The 19,193-nt window shown below is 74.0% G+C and carries 16 protein-coding genes; 3 read left to right on the top strand and 13 right to left on the bottom strand.

Features of this window, described 5'->3' with window-relative positions; translation table 11 throughout:
• The first annotated feature begins 190 nt into the window (after nucleotides 1-190).
• Entirely contained in the window at nucleotides 191-760 is a 570-nt protein-coding gene (locus ACZ4XJ_RS11150; protein WP_468495984.1) for a GNAT family N-acetyltransferase, read from the top strand.
• Here the strand turns inward: ACZ4XJ_RS11150 and ACZ4XJ_RS11145 are convergent.
• From ACZ4XJ_RS11145 to ACZ4XJ_RS11130, 4 genes are all read right to left on the bottom strand, one after another.
• Nucleotides 736-1,518 carry a nucleoside 2-deoxyribosyltransferase domain-containing protein gene (locus ACZ4XJ_RS11145; protein ID WP_468495983.1) on the bottom strand — a complete coding sequence of 261 codons (783 nt, stop codon included), beginning with the start codon at nucleotides 1,516-1,518 and terminating at the stop codon, nucleotides 736-738. The two genes, ACZ4XJ_RS11150 and ACZ4XJ_RS11145, sit on opposite strands and share 25 nt — an antisense overlap.
• A complete protein-coding gene (locus ACZ4XJ_RS11140) occupies nucleotides 1,508-2,254 on the bottom strand; it encodes an alpha/beta fold hydrolase (protein ID WP_468495982.1) in 747 nt (248 codons plus the stop codon). Before ACZ4XJ_RS11140 ends, ACZ4XJ_RS11145 begins: the two co-directional genes overlap by 11 nt.
• A 104-nt stretch (nucleotides 2,255-2,358) precedes the next feature.
• Nucleotides 2,359-3,285, bottom strand: a complete 927-nt coding sequence (locus ACZ4XJ_RS11135; protein ID WP_468495981.1) for a macrolide 2'-phosphotransferase — start codon at nucleotides 3,283-3,285, stop codon at nucleotides 2,359-2,361.
• On the bottom strand, nucleotides 3,282-4,796 hold the full coding sequence (locus ACZ4XJ_RS11130; protein WP_468495980.1) for an amino acid adenylation domain-containing protein: 1,515 nt from the start codon (nucleotides 4,794-4,796) through the stop codon (nucleotides 3,282-3,284). The genes ACZ4XJ_RS11135 and ACZ4XJ_RS11130 overlap by 4 nt, the downstream gene beginning before the upstream one ends.
• A 70-nt stretch (nucleotides 4,797-4,866) precedes the next feature.
• Between ACZ4XJ_RS11130 and ACZ4XJ_RS11125 the strand changes: the two genes are divergently transcribed.
• The gene (locus ACZ4XJ_RS11125) at nucleotides 4,867-6,453 is read left to right on the top strand and encodes a CocE/NonD family hydrolase (RefSeq protein ID WP_468495979.1); all 1,587 of its coding nucleotides are present in this window, start codon (nucleotides 4,867-4,869) and stop codon (nucleotides 6,451-6,453) included.
• On the opposite strand, the gene ACZ4XJ_RS11120 is transcribed toward ACZ4XJ_RS11125, so the two are convergent.
• The 9 genes from ACZ4XJ_RS11120 to ACZ4XJ_RS11080 all read right to left on the bottom strand — a co-directional run bounded on the left by ACZ4XJ_RS11120 (nucleotide 6,418) and on the right by ACZ4XJ_RS11080 (nucleotide 18,085).
• The gene (locus ACZ4XJ_RS11120; RefSeq protein WP_468495978.1) at nucleotides 6,418-7,497 is read right to left on the bottom strand and encodes a glycosyltransferase family 2 protein; all 1,080 of its coding nucleotides are present in this window, start codon (nucleotides 7,495-7,497) and stop codon (nucleotides 6,418-6,420) included. The two genes, ACZ4XJ_RS11125 and ACZ4XJ_RS11120, sit on opposite strands and share 36 nt — an antisense overlap.
• Nucleotides 7,498-7,553: 56 nt before the next feature.
• Nucleotides 7,554-8,786 carry an ATP-grasp domain-containing protein gene (locus tag ACZ4XJ_RS11115; protein WP_468495977.1) on the bottom strand — a complete coding sequence of 411 codons (1,233 nt, stop codon included), beginning with the start codon at nucleotides 8,784-8,786 and terminating at the stop codon, nucleotides 7,554-7,556.
• Nucleotides 8,779-9,498 (bottom strand): PIG-L deacetylase family protein, encoded by a 720-nt coding sequence (locus ACZ4XJ_RS11110; RefSeq protein WP_362879599.1) that lies wholly within the window; start codon nucleotides 9,496-9,498, stop codon nucleotides 8,779-8,781. Before ACZ4XJ_RS11110 ends, ACZ4XJ_RS11115 begins: the two co-directional genes overlap by 8 nt.
• A complete protein-coding gene (locus ACZ4XJ_RS11105; protein WP_468495976.1) occupies nucleotides 9,495-11,534 on the bottom strand; it encodes an NAD-dependent epimerase/dehydratase family protein in 2,040 nt (679 codons plus the stop codon). The genes ACZ4XJ_RS11110 and ACZ4XJ_RS11105 overlap by 4 nt, the downstream gene beginning before the upstream one ends.
• A 70-nt stretch (nucleotides 11,535-11,604) precedes the next feature.
• Nucleotides 11,605-12,354: a hypothetical protein gene (locus ACZ4XJ_RS11100; RefSeq protein ID WP_468495975.1), complete on the bottom strand. Its 750-nt coding sequence runs from the start codon at nucleotides 12,352-12,354 to the stop codon at nucleotides 11,605-11,607.
• Between the two features lie 7 nt (nucleotides 12,355-12,361).
• Nucleotides 12,362-13,396 (bottom strand): arginine beta-hydroxylase, Fe(II)/alpha-ketoglutarate-dependent, encoded by a 1,035-nt coding sequence (gene vioC, locus ACZ4XJ_RS11095; RefSeq protein ID WP_468495974.1) that lies wholly within the window; start codon nucleotides 13,394-13,396, stop codon nucleotides 12,362-12,364.
• Between the two features lie 250 nt (nucleotides 13,397-13,646).
• On the bottom strand, nucleotides 13,647-15,515 hold the full coding sequence (locus ACZ4XJ_RS11090; RefSeq protein ID WP_468495973.1) for a non-ribosomal peptide synthetase: 1,869 nt from the start codon (nucleotides 15,513-15,515) through the stop codon (nucleotides 13,647-13,649).
• A complete protein-coding gene (vioD, locus tag ACZ4XJ_RS11085; RefSeq protein ID WP_468495972.1) occupies nucleotides 15,512-16,672 on the bottom strand; it encodes a capreomycidine synthase in 1,161 nt (386 codons plus the stop codon). The genes ACZ4XJ_RS11090 and vioD overlap by 4 nt, the downstream gene beginning before the upstream one ends.
• A 21-nt stretch (nucleotides 16,673-16,693) precedes the next feature.
• Complete coding sequence (locus ACZ4XJ_RS11080) at nucleotides 16,694-18,085, bottom strand: KamA family radical SAM protein (protein ID WP_362879608.1); 1,392 nt, start codon at nucleotides 18,083-18,085, stop codon at nucleotides 16,694-16,696.
• 503 nt (nucleotides 18,086-18,588) lie between these two features.
• Here ACZ4XJ_RS11080 and ACZ4XJ_RS11075 point away from each other — a divergent pair.
• Nucleotides 18,589-19,185, top strand: coding sequence for a helix-turn-helix domain-containing protein (locus ACZ4XJ_RS11075; RefSeq protein ID WP_468495971.1), 597 nt, complete (start codon nucleotides 18,589-18,591; stop codon nucleotides 19,183-19,185).
• Nucleotides 19,186-19,193: the final 8 nt, after the last annotated feature.

Raw genomic sequence — 19,193 nt, 5'->3', positions numbered from 1 at the left:
CGCGCGCTGCGGAGTTTCCACGATGGGCCTTGTGATCAAAGGCCTCCTCGACGGGCATCGAGGAGCGCCTCCGCCAGGGTGGGCGGCTTGGTCGCCCCGCCCCACCGGGATTCCCCGGGGCCCGGCGTCGCGGACGCCGATTCGGCTGAAATCCGCCCTCAGTCGGGCAGAGCGGCCCTAGCCTCGGGGCATGACCACGACCAGTGACACGACGTACGAGTTCCGCCTCGCCGGGCCGGGGGACAGCGAGGCCATCGAGGGGATCGACGGCTCCTTCACCACCGCCACCGTCTTCGCGGTGGCGGTGACCGGCGAGGGCTTCGCCCTTCGCGAGGTGCCGGTGGATCCGCCGCTGGTCAAGGTGTTCCCCGAGGACGACGCAAGTGACGACGCGGACGGCGCGGACGCCCCGGACGACGACAACCGGACGTTCGTGGCCGTCGGCGCCGACGGCGGGGTCGCCGGCTTCGCCGCCGTGTCGTACTCCCCGTGGAACCGGCGGCTGACCGTCGAGGACATCGAGGTCGCCCCGGACCACCGGGGCCGCGGAGTGGGCCGCTCCCTGATGGGGTGCGCGGTGGACTTCGCGCGCGAGCGGGGCGCCGGGCACGTCTGGTTGGAGGTGACCAACGTCAACGCCCCGGCCATCCACGCGTACCGGCGCCTGGGCTTCGCCTTCTGCGGACTGGACACCGCCCTGTACCAGGGCACCGAGTCGGAGGGTGAGCACGCGCTCTACATGAGCATGCCCTGTCCCTGAGCGGCCAGTACGCGAACCACCGCGGGGGCGGGATCGGGCCCGGCCCCGGCCCGCGCCGCGACGGTGGCCGTCAGCAGCCAGCCGGCGACCCCCTCGGGGTCCGCCGGCGGCGCGTACCACTCCACGCGCGCGTCCAGCAGCCGGTCCCCGGCCGCGCCGCGTTCGGCGTACCAGCTGCGGAACGGGGCGGTCCGCCACACCGTCAGCGGCACTGACCGCTCTCCCCCGGTGCGTAGGGCTCCCGGCCCGACCGCGCGCAGGGCGGCGCCGGCCGCGCCCGTCAGCGTCCGTTCGACGGGCACGTTCAGGGCTTCGGCGAAGTGCAACAGATAGTCCATGCGTTCGGCTTCGGGCGGCGTGCCGAGCACCGCCCGACCCGAGTCGCACCACGTGCCCCACTTGATGTTGGAGACCAGCCCGGGCAACCGGGCCATGTCCCGGGGGATCCAGAACAGGATCACGTCGGAGCGGCGCATGGCGTCCTCCTCCCAGGCCACCTGGTCGGGGTACGCCGGGTAGCCGCCGGCCGCCGGCTCGGGCAGGAACACCACCAGGCGTCCGGCGCCGGACCACGCGGACCGCAGGGCCGCGACGGCGTCCGGCCGCCACGACGGCGCGGCGGGATCGGCCGGGGTGGGGCCGCACAGGTACACGGCCGCCGCCCAGGACTCCGGCGGCTCCTGGCCGACGTGCACGACCCGCACCTCGGCCGGCGCGGGGTCGGGTACGGCGACGGGTGCGGGGGGCTCATGCGACACGGGGGGCTCCGGGGTCGGTCGGGGGCAGGGTGGCGAGGAAGTCCAGCAGGAGGGTGTTGAAGGCCCCGGGGCGTTCCAGGAACCCGAGGTGCCCGGCGTCCGGCAGCTCCGCGTAGTGGGCCCCGGGGATCGCGCGGGCCACCTCGCGCCCCAGGAACGCGGGCGCCAGCACGTCGTCGGCGAACCCCAGCACGAGCACGGGCAGCCGGATCCGGCCGTAGTCGGCCCGTCGGTCGAGCATCGGCGGGGCCGGCCGGTGGGCCGCGGAGCCACCGGTCAGCGCGGCGATTTCGAACAGGTCGAGCCATTGCGCGGTCGCCGCTTCGTCGGCCAGGGTCCGGGGCGAGAGGTTGTGCGTCAGGCTGACGAAGGCCTCGTACTCCGGCGGCGGCCGGACCCCCGCCGCGGCGGACGCGGCCTCGGCGCGCGCCAGGGCCTCCCCCAACACGTCGGGCCGGCCGCGCGTCGCCGCGAGCAGCGCCCCGCTCGCCAGGTGCGGATCGCTCAGGAGCAGTTCCTGGACGGCGAGGGCGCCGAGGGAGTGACCGACCAGGGGGCAGCCGGGCAGGGCCAGTGCTTCCAACAACTCCCTCACGATGAGCGCCAGTTCATGGGGCCCGGTGACGGCGGGTCCGTGGTCGAAGGTGACGACGAGGTGGCCCGCCGCGGTCAGTGCGGGCACCTGGTGCTGCTCCCAGACGCGTCCGCCGCCGCCCGAGCCGGCGACCAGCAGCACCGGTCGTTCCCCGGTCCCGTGAAGGGTGTACGCCGTGCCCGCGGGGGTGCGTCCCGTCGACCGCGCCCCGCACCCCGGGCGGAGCGGGCCCGGCCGGCGGGTGGTCACGGCGCCATCCTGCGCAGCGCCGTCTCCACCCAGGCCGGGCGGCCCGTGTCCAGGCCGCGCAGCGCGACGTGGACCCACAGGAAGGAGGCCCGCTCCAGGACGTGGGCCCGCATGCCGCTGCGCACCTCGCCGCCCGCCGTCCGGTAGGCCTCCAGCAGCCGGTCGAGGACGGCGACGCCGCCCGCGTACAGCATGTCGACGAAGTCGACGGCGGGATCGCCGACATCGGCGTTGGCCCAGTCCAGCAGGCCGGACAGGGTGGGTGGGCCGGAGGGCGGGCGCGTCACCAGGGTGTGGCCGGGGTGCACGTCGCCGTGGACGAGCGCGAGCCGGTCGGGCCACAGGCGGTCGTCGTCCAGCCAGGTCCGCCAGCGCCGCAGGCCGGCGGCCGGCAGCGGTAGTTCGGCCCGGGCCCGGGCGAGCCGGTCCGCGATCCGGGCGCGGACCTGCTCCGCCGTCGCCGGGCGGCCGGGGAGGGCGTCCGGCGGGGTGGTGTGGATCGCCACCAGGGCCCGGGCGAGCGGCTCCAGGTAGTGGCCGAGGTGGGCCAGCGGGTCCATGGCCCAGGCGTAGGCGAGGGTGTCCGGATCCTCGGTGCCCGCCGCCTCGCCGGGCAGTCGGGGGTAGGCGACCAGGTCCGCCGTGTGCGGGCGCCAGTCCGGGACCGGGACGGGCATCCGGTCGCGTACGGCGGCCAGTACGGCTCCCTCGAAGGCCAGGCGCGCCGCGGCCTCGGGCCGGCGGGGGCGGCGCAGGATCCACCACGTGCCGTCGACCGCCCGGATGTGCGTGACCCGGAAGTCCCAACCGCTGTCGTCGGCCCGGGCGGTGGCGGGGTCGAGGTCCAGGCCCAGGTTCCGGGAGGCGTACGCGGCGAGGGCGGCGGGGTCGGTGAGCTCCGGCACGCCCGTCGCGGCGCTCATCGGCCCGTCCCGACGCCGGTCAGGTACCGGTCGCGGGTGGCGGTGCGGTCCACCTTGCCGGTGTGGGTGTGCTCCAGCTCCGTGACCGGCACCAGCAGGCTGGGCACCAGGTGCGGGGCCGCGCCGGCGGCGAGCCGGGCCCGGACTCCCTCGGTCACCTCGCCGGGGTCGTGGTCGGGCAGGGGTACGAAGAAGGCGGCCAGCGTGGTGTGTTCGGCCCGGTCCACCCTGGCTGCCGCCACCTCCCGCACCCCTTCGCAACCGCCGACGAGGGCCTCCACCTCGGTCAGGTCCACCCGGTGGCCCCGGATCTTGACCTGGTGGTCGGAGCGGCCCCGGAAGACCAGGGCGCCGTCGGGCGCCACGGACACCAGGTCCCCGGTGCGGTACCAGCGGGTGCCCCCGTGTTCGGCGAAACGGGCCGCCGTCGCCCCGGGGGCGTCGTGGTAGCCGAGGGCCAACGCGGGCCCGGACACGTACAACTCGCCCGCTTCGTCGACGCGTTGGCCCACGTGCGGCAGGGGCAGCCCGATGGGTGGGTCGCCGTCGCCGTCCCACAGTTCGGGGGTGTCCGGGCCGGCCAACTGCACGGCGTGGGTGACGAGCGCCGTCTCGGTGGACCCGTACGTGTTGAGCAGGCGCACCCCGTCGGCGCCGAGCCGCCGCCAGCGCGCCAGCATGTCGGGGCGTACGGCCTCCCCGCCGATCACCACCGTGCGCAGGGACGGCGGGAGGCCGGCGCCCTGGTGCAGCAGGTCACCGGTCAGGCCGTGCCAGAAGCCGGTCGGCAGGACCGCGACGGTGACCTCCTGGTCCTCGGCGACCTGCGCGAAGCCCTCGCGCGCCGCGTCGTCGACGACGAGGGCGGCGCCGGCCGTCAGGGTGGGCAGGATCTCCTCCAGGCTGGTGTCGCCGCCGGCGCCGTGGAAGTGCAGCACGGTGGCGTCCGGGCCGATGCCGTACAGGGTGCGCAGCGGCGGTACCACCGCGGCCAGCGCGCCGTGCGGCACCACGACCCCCTTGGGCGTGCCGGTGGAGCCCGAGGTGAACAGGACGTACGCCGGGTCCTCGGGCCGTACGCCGGAGTCGGGCAGCGGGTCGGCGGCGTGGGCCGTCGCGCCGGCGGCCGCCCAGCGGGGTCGGATCAGCTTCGCGACGGGTGGCTGCCAGCCGCTGTCCGCGGTCGCCACCGCCTCGTGGACCCCGAGCCGGTCCAGGATCGACTCCAGTCGGAGCGGCGGGTGTTCCGCCTCCAGCGGCACGTACGCGCGGCCCGCCGCGAGGACCCCCAGCAGGGCCGCCACGTCACGGGCCGAGTGGTGCACGACGACCCCGACCGGCGGTTGGGGGTGCCCGGTTCGGGGTGCGACGGAGCGGGCCACGTCCGACACCCAGGCGGCGAGGGTGCCGTAGCCGACGACGAGTCCGTTGTCGACCACGGCCGGGCGGCCCGGATCCGAACGCGCCGTCCCGAAGAACGGTTCCAGGAAATGGATTCCGGAGGACTGCATTGTGAATTCCCTCGTCCTGATGGAATATGGGCGGGTGCGAATTGTCGTGGAACACGATCTGAAAATACCCGTGCGTGACGGCACCTTGTTGAGTGCCGACCTCTACCGGCCGGAAACGGCCGATCCGGTGCCGGTCCTGGTGCGCCGGACGCCCTACGGGAAATCCGGCAGCCCGGGGGGCGCGTCCGTCGACGGCCTGCGCCTGGTCCGCTCCGGTTACGCGCTGCTGGTGCAGGACGTACGCGGCCGGTTCGACTCCGGCGGGACCTTCGAGCCGTACTGGCACGAGGCGCGGGACGGCGCGGACACGGTCGCGTGGGCGGTGGGGCAGCCTTGGTGCGACGGCTCGGCGGGATTGTTCGGCCGCTCGTACGAGGCGATGGCCGCCCTGCTCGCCGCGGCCGAACGTCCGCCCGGGCTGGGCGCGATCGCCCCGCACGTGGCCGGATCCGGCTTCGACGAGGGCTGGACCCACCAGGGCGGGGCCTTCCAGTTGGGCTTCGTCCTGTACTGGGTGCTGTACGACCTGCTGCTGGAGGGGGCCGGGCTGAGCGGCCCGGAACTCGCCGAGGTGACCCGCGCGGTCGACGGGATCGACGGGCTCTACCGCGATCCGCAGGCCGCTGCCGAGCTGCTGGACCGGTTGGCCCCGTACTACCGGCAGTGGCGCGAGCATCCGGCCGGCGATCCGTACTGGCGGCGCGCGGCGCCCCGTGCCTCGTATCCGGCGATCGAGGTCCCGGCGCTGCACCTCACGGGCTGGTACGACATATTCCTGGCCGGCGCCCTGGAGAATTACCGGGGAATCAAGGAATGTGGAATCCCGTCCCGACTGGTGGTCGGCCCGTGGTCCCATTGCGTCACCGGGGGGATATTCCCGCAGCGCCGTTACGGGACGGCCGGCGACGAACGCAGCATTGATGTCACCGGCCTCCACGTGCAGCATTTCGACCGGTATCTGCGGCGGCGCGGGGAAAGCGGCTCGGAGGCCGATCCGGTGCGGCTGTTCGTGACCGGCGCCGACGAGTGGCGCTCCTTCCCCGAGTGGCCCGTCCCCGGCGCGCGGGACCTCGTACTGCACCTGCGGGGCCGGGACCTGACGTCCGGTCCGGCGCCGCGGATCCCGGGAGCCGACCGGCTGCGTCACGACCCGGCCGACCCGGTGCCCACCACCGGCGGGGCCACCGCCCTGCCCGGCCAGTTCACCGGCGGCGACTGCGGCCCGCTGGACCAGCGCGAGGTGGAGCGGCGCCCCGACGTGCTGTGCTTCACCGGGGAGTCGCTCGCCGCGCCGCTGACCGTCGTCGGCGACACGGCCCTGACCGTGTACGTGACCCCGGACGCGGCGGGCGCGGACGTGACGGGCAAGCTCGTCGACGTCCACCCCGACGGCCGGGCGGAGCTGCTGTGCGACGGCGTGCGCCGCCTGGAGCCGGGAGCGGACGCGACGCCCGCTCCCGGTGGGCCGGTCGAGGTCACCGTCGCGCTGGGCGCGGTGTGCCACGTGTTCCGGGCGGGCCACCGGATACGGCTGGAGGTCGCGGCGAGCAACGCCCCGCGCTTCGACGTCCATCCGCGGACCCTCGCCCACCACACCGTCCACCACGGCGGTGACCATCCCTCACACCTGCTGCTGCGGCGGCTGCCCGGCGGTTGACGGGGCGCCCGGGCCGGCGGCGTCCGGGTGGAAGACCGAGAGGTCGGCCACCTTCTCGATCCGCCGGCCCGCCTCCCAGTGGGCCCGCCGCAGCCGGCGCAGTTGGGCGCCGGTCAGTCGGGTGCTGTGTTGCGGGATCGAGCGGACCATCCGGGCCCGTTTGGCCGGGCCCGGGTAGCGGTCGCGGACCCGGTAGGGGTCGTTCAGCAGGTGGTGGGCGGTGCCGGTGTGGAAGGCCGCCTTCAGCAGGGCGTAGTAGGCCGCCGCGGCCACGCCCTTGTCGCGGGCGCAGTGCACCAGCGTGCGGGAGGCCTCGAACACCCGCCAGAGCACCGGTACCGCCGGGGTGGTGAACACGCCGGTCTCCTGGGCGATGCCCTCGCCGACGCCGTAGCGGAAGTAGCTGCGCATGTTGGCGAAGCCGTGCTGGGCGTCGTGGAAGATCCGCGCCTGCGGCAGGTACACGACGGGGATCCCCGCGAGCTGGAGCCGGAAGTCGAACTCCCGGTCCTCGCACCAGTGGATCAGCTCGTCGAAGTGGTAGCCGCCGATGTGGGCGACGATGTCACGGTTGTAGACCAGCGGCGGGGACAGCGCACTGACGTAGTCCCCCTCGTCGAACTCCCTCACCCGCGCGGTGAGCTGACTGAGCAGTCCGTCCGACTGCCCGTACACGACCTGGCCCTTGACCACCGGTTGGGTGAGCACCTCGCGGACCATGGCGCGGACCACCCCCGGGGCGAAGGTGCAGTCGGAGTCCATCAGCAGCAGGTACTGCCGGTCCGTGGCGGCGGCTCCCGCGTTGTAGGCGGCGCCCAGGTTGCCGACGTCCTCGATCTCGGTGACGGTCAGCGGGCGGGGGTGGTCGGCGATCAGTTTCAGTACCGCGTCGCTGGGCCCGTTGAGCGCCAGGACGATCTCGACGTCCTCGTCGATCGACGCGATGCAGTCGGCGATACGCAGGTCGTCGCGCAGGGCGATGACCACGGCGGTCCGGGCGATGCCCTCGTCGACCGCCGCCTCGTCCACCAGGTCGGTGGCCATTGCTGTTCTCCCTCGTCAACTCGTGTGCGTACGGGTGTCTCGGCGCGCCGGCGCGGTCACGGGGACGCGGCCTTGAAGCGCAGGGGCAGGGCGCGCAAGGTGCGTTCGGCGATGGCCTCGGCCTCCGCTAGGTGCTCGGCGTGGGCGATCACCCCGGCCAGGACGTCAGCTCCGCCGCGGTAGGGCGGCACCACGGTGCCGGGGGCCAGGTCGAGGCCCCAGAACACGTCGTGCACGCCGGTCCGGCGGGCCACGTCGCGCGGGTCGCCCACCCACTCGACGACGCCCCCGTCCGCCGGGACGAACCGCTGCACCACCGCCCGCAGCTGCCGGGGCGCGAGTTCGGCCGGCCGCAGCGGTTTGCCCAGGGCCAGCCGGACCACGTTGGGCAGCGGGTCGACGCCGGTGGCCAGCCGCATCACCTCGGTGGCGATGCGGGCGCCGGTCAGCCGGCAGGTGATCTCCAGGAGGATCACCCGTCCGTCGTGGGTGCGCAGGACGTCGGTGTTGATGACCGCCGGGTCCAGGCGCAGGGCGCGCGCCCCGCGCCGGACCGTGTCGGTGACCTCCTCGATCTGCTCCGGGGTCAGCCGGCTGGGAAGGGTGTCGCCGCCCTCGAAGAAGTGGGGGGCGAACTCCTCCTTGCGGCCGTACTCCCGGTCCGCGAACCCGAACCGGTGCAGTTCGCCGTCGACCATGAAGGCCGCCAGGGTGTGTTCGGTGCCCTCCAGGAACTCCTCGATGACGATCCGCCCGCCGGGGCTGAGCCGCAGCGCCTCCTCGGCCAGGGTGCGGACCTGCGCGGCCGACTCCACCTTCAGCACACCCAACGACCCGGTCTGGTCGCTGGGTTTGATGACGGCCGGCAGGCCCATGTCGGCGGCGGCCCGGACCGCCTCGCCGACGCTCTCGGCGGTGGCGAACCGGGGCAGGTCGAGTCCGGCGGCGCGCAGGATCCTCAGCCGCCGGTCCTTCAGCGTGCAGTCGAGGGCCGTCTCCAGCGGCAGCCCCGGGCAGCCGAAGCGACCGGCGAGCACGCTGATCACCGGCGGGTTGTCCGCGCCCAGCGAGAACACCCCGTCGAGACGGTCGACGCCGGCCGCGGACAGCTCCGCGAGCACCGCGACGGCGTCGTTCGGATCGCACACGAGCAGGAGGTCCGCGGCGGCCCGGGCGCGGTCCGTCGGGTGGTCCGTGGCCACGATCAGTTCCCACTGCGGGGACCGCAGTTCCAGCAGGGAACGGTCCATCCCGGAGCCGATTCCGCAGACCAGCAGCCGGTCAGTCATGACCGCCTCCCCCGGGGTCGGCGGCGGCGTGGGCCGGGGCCGGCGCGGCGCCCAGGCTCAGCACCTGGAACACCTCCGCGTGCCCCGAGCCGGCCGAGACGGCGCCCCGGTAGCGGGCCAGGCCGCGAATGCCCTCGTCCCAGGCGGCGTGCCGCAGTTGGGAGACGTACGCGCGCATCGCCTCGACCTTGGCCTCGATCTGCCCGTCGATCTCCTCGACGTACTGGAAGCGCGCCATCGGCGCCCACACCTCGTAGCCGAGCACCAGACGGGGTGCGGGGCTGGGCGGGCCGCCCGCCTCGTGGAAGAACTCCGACTGGGCCATCCACAGCGCCTCAAGGGCGAGTTGGTGCACCATGCGGTGTTCGACGTCGTCGTCGTTGTCGTGCGGCAGGTACACCACCTGGGGCCGGACCTCCCGCAGCACCCGTACGAGGTCCAGATGGACCCGGCGGGAGAGGACGAAGTCCCGCGAGGGCTCGTCGAAGCGGACGCAGCGGTGCACGCCCAGGGCCTTGGCGGCCGCTTCGGTCTCGGCCGTGAACTCGGCGTCGGTCACCGCGTCGTCGAGGGCGCTGCGTTCGCGGCCGATGACGATGACGACCGTCACCCGGGCCCCGTCCCGCACGTGTTTGGCGATGGACCCGCCGCAGCCGATCACGTCGTCGTCGGGGTGCGGCGCGACCACGAGGACGTCGGTGACGCCCGTCACGCGCCGGCTCCCGGCAGTTCCCCCGCCCAGCGGGCCCACTCGCCGGTCGGCGCGACGGCCTCGGCGAAGGGGGTGCGCGCGGTGAAGCCGAGGATCCGGCGGGCCTTGTCGTAGTCCGCGCGGGCGGTCGAACGGTACAGCTCCAACTCCCAGTCGGGGACCGGTTCCGCGGCCGTCGCCGGCTCCCCGGCGGACGCCGTCGCGGGACCGCCGAGGCCGCGCAGGGTACGGACCGCGTCGAAGAAGGTGCCCCAGCGGAGCTCCTCGGGGTGGCCGACGAGGAAGCGCTCGCCCGCGGCCGCCTCGGTGTCCACGGCGCGCAGGACGGCTTCGGCGAGGTCGTCGACGTACACGGCGTTGCAGACCCCTCCGTCGCCACCCGACGGGAGCTGGTCGAAGTCGTCTTCGGGACGGTGCAGTTGGGCGGTGGTCCACTGGCCGCCCCACGGGCCGTGGACGACGCCCGGCTGGAGCACGACCGTCTCCAGGCCGTCGCCGTGGGCCTCCAGGACGAGCTGCTCCGCGGCGAGCTTCTGCTGCTCGTACTCCCGGTCGGCGGGGTCGGCCGGGCGGGCCGGGGAGTCCTCGGTCAGGGCTCCGGTGACGGCCGGGTCGTAGACGTCGATGGTGCTGAGGTGCACGACGCGACGGACGCCGGCGGCCCGGGCGGCCGCCAGGACGTTCGCGGTGCCCCGGACGGAGGCGTCCCAGCGGCCGGACTCGTCGCCGGAGCTGCCGAACGCGCAGTGCACGACGGTGTCGCAGCCCTCGAACGCGGTCCGGAGGGTGTCCGGGTCCAGCAGGTCGCCCCGGCGGAACTCCACCCGCTCCTGCGGCAGGACGGACAGCCGGGCGGCCCGACCGAAGCCGCGGACCACGGGCCGGACGCGGGCCCCGGTGCCGAGGACCAGCCGCTCGACGAGCCGACCGCCGATGAACCCGCTCGCTCCGGTGACCGCCACGGTGCGGCCGCCGAGCGCGGGAGCCTCGCCCGCGTCGCGCGTGGTCCACGGCTGCGCGGACGGGGTACGGGCGGGGCCGTCGTAGCACTCCTGGATCAGCTCGACGACGCGTACGCCGTCCTGAGCGCTGGAGTGGGCGGGGGCGGTTCCGCGTACGGCGGCGGCGAAGTTGGCGAGCTGCTCGGTGAAGAGCGGTTCCCACTCGTCCTGCGCCGGGGCGACGGCCTCCACGTCGCCGCGGTGCAGTTCCACCCCTTCGGCGGTGATCAGGGTGCACTCCCCCGCCGGGAAGTCGGTCCCGATGGTGACGGTCGCCCGGGTGCCGGTGACCTTGCAACTGATGCCGAGGTCGCGCACCCGGCTGAAGTGGCAGTGCACGTCGGCGGCGCCGAAGCGCAGGTGGGCGGAGGCGTCCGCCTCCACCCCGCCGAGGGAGTCGTCCTCGTAGCGGACCACCTCGACCTCGGGGCCCAGCCACCACAGCAGGGTGTCGAAGACGTGGGAGGCGGTGTCGGTGAGCACGCCGCCGCCGGCGAGCCGCCGGTCGAACATCGACCAGGAGACGGGCTCGTGGGCGTAGGGGTGGCCCTCCGACCAGTCGACGCGCACCACCTCGCCGAGTTCGCCGCTGTCGATGAGCCGCTTGACCCAGGCGTAGGCGGGGAAGAGCCGGCGCGGGTGGGCCATGGCCAGTACGGGGGCGCCGTCGGCCGCGGCGGTGGCCGCCAGGCCCTCGGCGTCCTCGACGGTGGTGGTCATCGGCTTCTCCAGCAGGACGTGCTTGCCGGCCGCCAGCAGCGCCCGCACGATCGGCGCGTGCAGGGTGTGCGGGGCCACGACCACGGCGGCGTCGTAGGCGTCGGCGGCCTCGGCCGGGTCGGTGGCGAGGACCACTTGGTCGGCGTCGGCGCCGCCGAGTTCCCGGTACAGGGCGAGGGCTGCCTCGGCCTGACGGGGGTCGCGGTCGATGAGCGCGGTCAGCCGCACGTCGCCCTTGAGCGGGGGCAGAGCGGGCAGGTGGCAGCCGCGGGCGGCGGCGCCGCATCCGACGATCGCGAGGCGTACGGGAGGCATGGGTCTCTCCAGGTTCGTCGAAGGGGGTGTGACGCGGAGCGGATCGGGGGTGGTGGGGTCCCGGACCGGGTTACGGGCCGGCGGGTCCGGCGGGGTGGTGGACCCAGACGTTGGGCTCGGCGTACGTGCCGTGGCCGTCCTCGGTGACGCGCAGCGGGACGAGGGCGCCGGGCAGCGGGTAATCCCCCGGGCCGGGCAGCGGATGCCCGAGGAACTCCGCCCATCGGATTACCGGTTGACGGATCACCAGGGACCGGTCGGCAATGCCCAGTTGACGGGCTCCGAGGTCGAGGTGGGTCCGCAGCCAGGGGTCGAAGCAGCGGCCGTCGGGCCGGCGCCAGGCCGCGTACTCGGCGATCGGGATCAGCGGGTAGCGCGGCTTGCGGGTGGGCCGGACCGGGATGATCACCCCCCGCGGGGCGTCGGTCGCGGCCCGCCGCCGGACCTCCGTCAGCAGTCGTTCCGCGAGGCCCTCGGCCCGGCGGGCGGGATCCACGGACACCGACAGCATGCACACGGCGTCGGGTCGGTCGGGCGGGCCGCGGTCGACGTTCTCCACCAGGACCTCGTCACTGCCGGACGGCAGCGAGGAGGCGCTGCCGTCCCAGCGGACCGGCAGCCCGTTGCCGGCAGCGACCAGGCGCCCGTCCTCGTCCACCAGGCAGAGCTGGTGGGCGGGGTGGCGGTCGTACATGCCGTGCCAGCGCCAGTTGCCGGGGGACTCCCAGCTCATGAAGGCCGGCATGTTGGCGCCGATGAGGGCGTCCACCTCGGGCAGCAGCCACGGGTCCCGGGACAGGTCGGTCAGGGTGAGGGACACCGGCGGGTCAGCCCAGCAGGCGGGTGTCGGCGGTGGCCCGCATCTCGCGGGAGCGGCGCAGGTCGCTCGTCACGCAGACCCGCTTCAGCCAACGGTCGGTGCCGTCGTAGCGGGCCCGGAACGGCAACCGGCCGTGCACGGCACGGTGGTTGTCGATGAAGAGCACGTCGCCCCGGTCCGCGACGACCTCGCGCATCCCGGCGTCCACCACCTTGAACAGCGCGTCGTAGGCGCGCCGCGCGTCGGTGTCCTCCTCGGGAACGGAGGTGAAGTACGGGTCGAGGCGCATGTACGGGTCCAGGCGCGAGCCGTAGAGCAGCGGCGCGAGCGGCCGCTCGTCGATCATCCGTTGGATGGTGGCGAACCGGGCCGCCTCCTCCGTCGAGGCGATCGTGTTGTTCTTCGGCAGGTGCGATTCGTCGGGCGCGATGTGGAAGCGCGGCTCGAAGAGGATGTCGATGTCCTCGACGGACAGGGAGGACAGGTCGAGTTCACCGACCGTCGTGGGCACGTGGTCGGGGTTGCGCAGCGCTCCGAGGATCAGGTAGTCGCTGCGGTAGGGGTGGAAGGCGTCCTCGGTGTGCCAGGTCAGCAGTTCCTTGCTGCCCATCCCGAGCTGGTCGTTCTCGTGCTGCCGGATCGGGAAGATGTCGTGCACGAGGTGGCCGTCCTGCTGGGTGGCCCATCCGAAGGGCTCGCCGAGCAGCGCCGAGTACAGCATCAGCAGCAGCTCTTCGGGGAACTCGGGCCCGGGCCGGGCACGGCCCCGCCAGTGGTCGGGGGTGGGGCCGATCCGTTCCTGGTCGAAGTCGTGGCCGCGGATCACGGTGTGGCCCCGGCGGTCGGCCAGTTTGAACTCGCGCAGGAAGTGCTGCACGCCTTCGGGGAGCCGGGCCGCGAGCCGCGGCAGGTCGCGCAGCAACACGGGGTCGCCGAAGGACGGGTAGTGGGAGGCCAGTTCGAGACCGAGTTCCGCGATGGCGGAGGCCTCGTCGGCCGTGAGGGTGTAGCCGGGCGTGGACTGGTCGGTGAGGTTCGACATGCCAACTCTCGCTGAGTGGTCGGGACGGGTTGCTGCCCGCGGGGCGGCCGGAGCCGGGTTCGCGGGCCCTCGGGTGGTACGGGCCGTCGGGTGACGGGCTGCCCTGCGGTGGTGGGGCGGCCGACCGGTGCGGCCGGTGGTGCGGGTCGCGGGTCGCGGACGGGTACGGGTTGCCGGGGGCCGGCGCGGACCGTGACCCGGTGTTCGGCGACCCGGCGGTCGGCGACCCGGCGCTCCGGTGACGCCGTCGTCAGGCCCGGGCCGTCGCGCGGTCGGCGAGGGCTCCGGCCAGTCGGCGCGGGGTCGGGTGGGTGAAGAGGGCGCTCGCCCGCAGTCCGGCGGCGGCGGGATGGGACTCCCGCAGTCGGGTGAGCAGGCGCATGGCGAGCAGGGACTGCCCGCCGTGGTCGAAGAAGTCGTCGTCGGGGCCGAATCCGGGGGCGTCCAGGACCTCCCGGAAGAGCGCCAGCACGGAGTCCGGCGGCTCCCCCCGGCCGGAATCCGCGGCGCCCCGCGCGTGCGCCGCCCGCGGGCCCGGGCCGGCCACCGATCCGGCTCCGGCTCCGGACGGGGCCGTCACCGCGGCCGCCCAGGCGGCCAGCCGCCGCTTGTCGACCTTGCCGTGCGCGTTCTTCGGCAGGACGGACACCCGGTGCAGCACCCGCGGTACGGCCCAGTCGGGCAGTCGCGCCTCCAGCGGGCCCATCAGCGCGTCCCGGTCGGCGCCCGTGAGGCGCACGGCCTCCCCGGGCGGCGGCGCCGTCGCCGGATCGGTCGGCACGGTGAACGCCCACAGGGCGGTGCCGGTCTCCGGATCGGGCAGCACCACCGCCTGGTCGACGTCGGGCAGCTCGCACAGGACGCGCTCCACCCGTGCCGGCTCCAGCCGGTGCCCGCGGATCTTGATCTGGTCGTCGACCCGGCCGAGGAAGACCAGTTGCCCGTCGGCGTCGATCCGGCCGAGGTCGCCGGTCACGTAAAGGCGCGCTCCGGGCTCGGCGGCGTACCGGTCGGGTACGAAGCGTCGGGCGGTGGCGGCCTCGTCGTCCAGGAAGCCGCGGGCCAGCAGCGGGCCGCCGATGTGGATCTCCCCGCTCTCGCCGTCCGGCACCGGGCGGCCGTCCCGCCGGATGCTGATGTCCACGTCGCGCAGGGGGGTGCCGAGCGGCACTTCCTCGGCGTCGGCGGGCAGCCGCCCGGTGTAGAAGGTGGAGCTGACGGTGCATTCGGTGAGCCCGTACACGTGGGCGAGGGCGGCGGGTTGCCGCGCCTGCCAGTCGCGGTAGGGGCGGGGGTCCATCCGTTCGCCGCCCACCACGACCGTGCGCAGCGTGCTCGGGGTGGTGGCGCCGCGGGCGTCGAGCCAGCGGGCGTACTCCAGCCAGTACTGGGTGGACAGTTCCACGACGGTGGTCCGCGTCCGGGCGAGGGTGAGGTGCAGTTCCTCGGCGTCCAGGGCCTGGGTGTCCTCGCGGCACACGACGGCCGCGCCGGCGGCGAACGCGGGGAACACCTCCTCGATCAGCACGTCGAAGCCCAGCGAGGCCACCTGGAGCCACCGGTCGCCCGGCGTCAGCTCCAACCGCCGCGCGACAGCGTGCGCGAACCGGCGCAGCGCGTCCCGCTCGATGACGGTGCCCTTGGGCCGGCCGGTGGAGCCGGAGGTGAACAGGACGTACGCCGTGTCGGACCCGGCGGCCCGCCCCGACCGGTCCGCGGCGGCGGAACCGGCCGCGTCCGCCGCGGCCTCGTCCGGTACGTACGCCCCTTCCGGCGCGTGCCGGCCGTCGCCGAGCCACACCCTCGCCGCGGTGCGGCCGACGAGCTCCGCCCGGGCGGCGGGCGGCAGTCGGTCGTCGAGGACGGTGAACCCGGCTCCGGCCTTCAGCGCCGCCAGCATGCCGAGCACGGTGCGTGCGGGGTCGGCGAAGGCCAGCCCCACCAACTCCCCCGGGCCGGCGCCGCGCTTCGCGAGGGAGTCGGCCCAGGCGTCGGTGAGCCGGTCCACGTCCCGGTACGACAGGACGCGCCGGGGGGTGACGAGCGCGGGCCCGTCGGCGTGGTCGCGCACCGCGAGGTCCCACAGGTCGAGCGGATCGGAGCCGGGCGCGGCCGTCACCGTCCGGCCCCCCGGGTCCGCAGGAAGTCCGACAGGCCGGCGAGGCCGGCGCGGAAGTCCTCCTCGGGGCCGCCGAAGCCGAGCCGGGCGCCGTGCGGCATCCCGAACGCGGTGCCCGGCACCAGCAGGGTGCGGTGGCGCGCGAGCAGCTCCAGGCAGAACCGTTCCACCGCTTCCGGTCCGGCCTGCGCGCGCTCCAGCTCACGGAAGACGGGCAGCGCGCAGACGCCGCCCTCGGGCGGGGTCCAGCGGACCTGGTCCGCGTGCTCGGCCGTCCACCGCGTCAGGTGCGCGAGGTTGCGCCGCGCCTCGGCCGCCCGTACGCCGATCAGCTCGTCGGCGTGGCGCATGGCGCGCTCGGCGACCAGCTCGACCAGCGGGGAGAGGAACAGGGTGGTCCGGTCGCGCAGCGGATAGGTGGAGGTGATCAGTTCCTCGGGCGCGACGGCCCAGCCCACCCGCAGTCCGGGCAGGCCGAACGTCTTGGAGAAGGTGCCGTACGACACCGTGTCGCCGCCGTCGGCGCCGGGGTCGGGGAGCACGTCCCAGCGGTGGGCGATCTCGGCGGTCGCGGCGTCCCACACGAGCACCGCGCCGGTCTCCGCGGTCCGTTCCGTCAGCGCCTTGAGGCCTTGGCCGGACAGGGTGACGCCGGTGGGGTTGTGCGGGAAGTTGACGATCACGGCCGCGGTACCGGGGGCGATCACGTCCGCCAGCACGTCGGGGTCGATCACACCGTCGCGGACCGCCCGCGCCGGCAGTTCGACCAGGTCGCAACCGGCCGCCCGCGGGTAGTGGCCCAGCGAGTGGTAGATGCCCTCCTGGAGGACGACCCGGTCACCGGGGTGCAGCAGCGTGCTCAGTGTCAGGGCGATGGCCTCGCTGGACCCGTGGGTGACGAGCACCCGGTCGGCGTCGCCGCCCGCGTACCGGTCGGCGATGGCCCGGCGGACGCCGGCGCCGCCCTGGGAGACGCTGTCGTCCATGACGATCCGGTCGACGTCGTCGACCGGGATCCGGCACAGGTCGCGTATCTCCGCGAAGGTGTACGGGTGGACGCCGCTGGAGCTGATGTCGTGGATGTCCGGGCCGAGGTGGCGGCGGTACCACTCCTCCAGCACCGGCGGTTCTTCACGCCGTGGACGCAGACTGCTCATGGCTGTGCAACTGTCCCTTCTCTACCCCTGACGGGCTTCCCGCCACCAGCGCTGCCCGGAGGGCGGCAGCGTGTCGATGGGGTCGTAGTAGTGGTAGGAGCCGCTGTGGGCGTCCGGGTCGGCCGCCTCCAGCGGGGTGAGGTAGCTCTTGCTCCAGTGCGAGACCCCGAGGTCACGGTCGTAGGAGTCGACCTGGTCGACCCACCGTTTGCCGGCCAGCGGTACGTCGCACACGAGGCGCGGGGTGGAGAACCCCGGGAGGTAACCCATGATCTGACGTTGAATCAGCTGGGCGCGGTGCAACGGCACCCGCCAGTGCTCGGCGTTCGGGATCATGTCGCACATGTAGAAGTAGTACGGAGTGATGCCCGCGTGGTCGACGAGCGCGAAGCACAGGTCGAGCAGGTCGTGCGCGCTGTCGTTGATCCCGCGCATCAACACGCCCTGGTTGCGCACGTCGTGCAGACCGGCGCCCAACAGGGCCCAGGACGCACGCGCCACCGCGGGCGTCACCTGCTGCGCGGCGTTGGCGTGGGTGTGCAGCGCGACGCGCACCCCGCGGGAGCGGGCCTTTCGGGCCAGGCGCTCGATCCCCTCCAGCACCGGAGTGGAGTTCCAGTACTGGGGCAGTCCGATCAGCCCCTTGCTGGCGAGCCGGATGTCGCGGATCGAGTCGATGTCCAGCAGGCCGTCCACGAAGCGTTCGAGCCGCGGCCAGGGCAGGTTGGCGAGGTCGCCCCCGGACACCACCACGTCCCGGATGCCGGGAGAGCCGCGCAGGTGCCCCAGGATCCGCTCGGCCCGGTCGACCGGCTTGAGTTGGAGTTTGTTCTTGGTGACCTGGGGGGTCGAGTTGCCCACCAGGTCCATGCGGGTGCAGTGCCCGCAGTACTGGGGGCAGGTCGACAGCAGTTCCGCCAGCACCTTGGTGGGGTAGCGGTGGGTGAGTCCCTCCACCACCCACATGTCCTGCTCGTGCAACGAGTCCCGATCGGCCATCGGGTGCGAGGGCCATTGGGGGTGCCGGTCGGAGAACACCGGCAGCATGTAGCGCCGTACGGGGTCGTCGTAGAAGGCCTTGGTCAGCTCGCCCGGACGGGCGGCCGCGGTGTCGGGCGCGATGGTGTTGAGCATCTGGGGCGGCAGCAGCACCGACATGGTGGCCCGGTGCAGCCGGTCCTGCTCCCAGTCCTCGTAGAACCGCTCGTCGAGCAGGTCGCCGACGACCGCGCGCAGTCCCTTCGCGTCCTTGACGCAGTGGGCGCGCTGCCACTGCGGGTCCGCCCATTCGGCTTCGGTGACCGCCCGCCAGCCGGGCAGACGCCGCCAGTCCGGTTCCACGAGCGGACTGTTCCGGTACTCGTAGACCTCTTCGAGCCCAGCTGACTCCGTCTGGCCGTGTGCTGTGTCCACCAGCCCGCCACCCATTCCCGTCGGTTTCGGCCGTGTCGGCTTACGGGAACCGATCTTGCAGAGCCCCGGCGTTGTACACGAGGGCGTGTTGTACGGGGTGCTCGGGCCCTGTGCCCCTGTACAACATGGCGCCGAAGGCGGATGGTTGTACGGCCAACGAACTGCGGCGATCCTTGACGGCACAACACGTCGCGACAGGAAGCGGAACGTTCGGGGAACGCCCCGGGACGGGCTGTTCGGCGAAGCGGGCCGGCCCACTCCGATCAGGACGAACCCGGTCGCGCGGTGGCCGGATCCATCGGCTGCCGATTGATGGAAATGTCGTTGGCATGTACCAATGTCCGAGAGGTCCGGTGCGGTGTCTTTCGGTTGACTCCGGGCCCTCGAACCGGTCCTCGTCACGGACCCGTGCGCCACTGACCAGGTTGTACGGCATCACAGAACATGCGCTTCGCTCGACACCACTTCACCACCAGGGGAGAAGCATGCCCAGGCCAGAGCGGTTGTTAGACCCCACAGCCGGACCGCTGGAGGAGTTCGCCCACACCCTGCGCGGTCTGCGCAAGCAGGCGGGCAACCCCTCCTACCGGACCATGGCGAAACGCGCCCACTACTCCGTGGCCACCCTTTCGGAGGCGGCGCGCGGACTGCACAAGCCCTCCCTGAAGGTGACGCTCGCCTACGTGACCGCGTGCGGGGGTGATCCGGAGCCGTGGACCCGCCGCTGGTACCGCCTGAGCAGCGAACTGGAGGCGCGCGACAACCCCGCCCGGGGCCAGCCGCGCGGCGCCGGTCGGCCCGCGACCTCCCCCTCGGCCGCGGATCGCCGCCCCGGGCCCGGCGCGTCCCCCGCCGCGGCCCGCCGGGCCGAGCCGCGCGCCGCCGCCCGGGCCGTCGCCCCGCCCGTCGCCGCCGCGCGCCGGCCGGCCGGGGACGCGTTGACCGCCGGCGAGCGGGCGGAACTGCGGCGGCTGCGCAGCGAGGTCGAGCAACTCCGGCACGCCAACGCGGTGCTGAAGGCGGCATCGGCGATCTTCGCCGCGGATCTCCGCACAAACTCACAGGTCGTGTACAACCCGGACGGCCGCCAAGATCCGTAGGCGAGACC

This window comes from Streptomyces sp. NPDC029836, from assembly GCF_055574495.1.
Note: the sequence above shows the minus strand (reverse complement) of the source record. Positions and strands in the feature narration are given on the sequence as shown.

Excerpts from the sequence above, each read along its gene's own strand:
- ACZ4XJ_RS11150 (WP_468495984.1), top strand. The coding sequence starts at position 191 with ATGACCACGACCAGTGACACGACGTACGAGTTCCGCCTCGCCGGGCCG.
- ACZ4XJ_RS11135 (WP_468495981.1), bottom strand. The coding sequence starts at position 3,285 with ATGAGCGCCGCGACGGGCGTGCCGGAGCTCACCGACCCCGCCGCCCTC.
- ACZ4XJ_RS11130 (WP_468495980.1), bottom strand. The coding sequence starts at position 4,796 with ATGCAGTCCTCCGGAATCCATTTCCTGGAACCGTTCTTCGGGACGGCG.
- ACZ4XJ_RS11120 (WP_468495978.1), bottom strand. The coding sequence starts at position 7,497 with ATGGCCACCGACCTGGTGGACGAGGCGGCGGTCGACGAGGGCATCGCC.
- ACZ4XJ_RS11115 (WP_468495977.1), bottom strand. The coding sequence starts at position 8,786 with ATGACTGACCGGCTGCTGGTCTGCGGAATCGGCTCCGGGATGGACCGT.
- ACZ4XJ_RS11105 (WP_468495976.1), bottom strand. The coding sequence starts at position 11,534 with ATGCCTCCCGTACGCCTCGCGATCGTCGGATGCGGCGCCGCCGCCCGC.
- vioC (WP_468495974.1), bottom strand. The coding sequence starts at position 13,396 with ATGTCGAACCTCACCGACCAGTCCACGCCCGGCTACACCCTCACGGCC.
- vioD (WP_468495972.1), bottom strand. The coding sequence starts at position 16,672 with ATGAGCAGTCTGCGTCCACGGCGTGAAGAACCGCCGGTGCTGGAGGAG.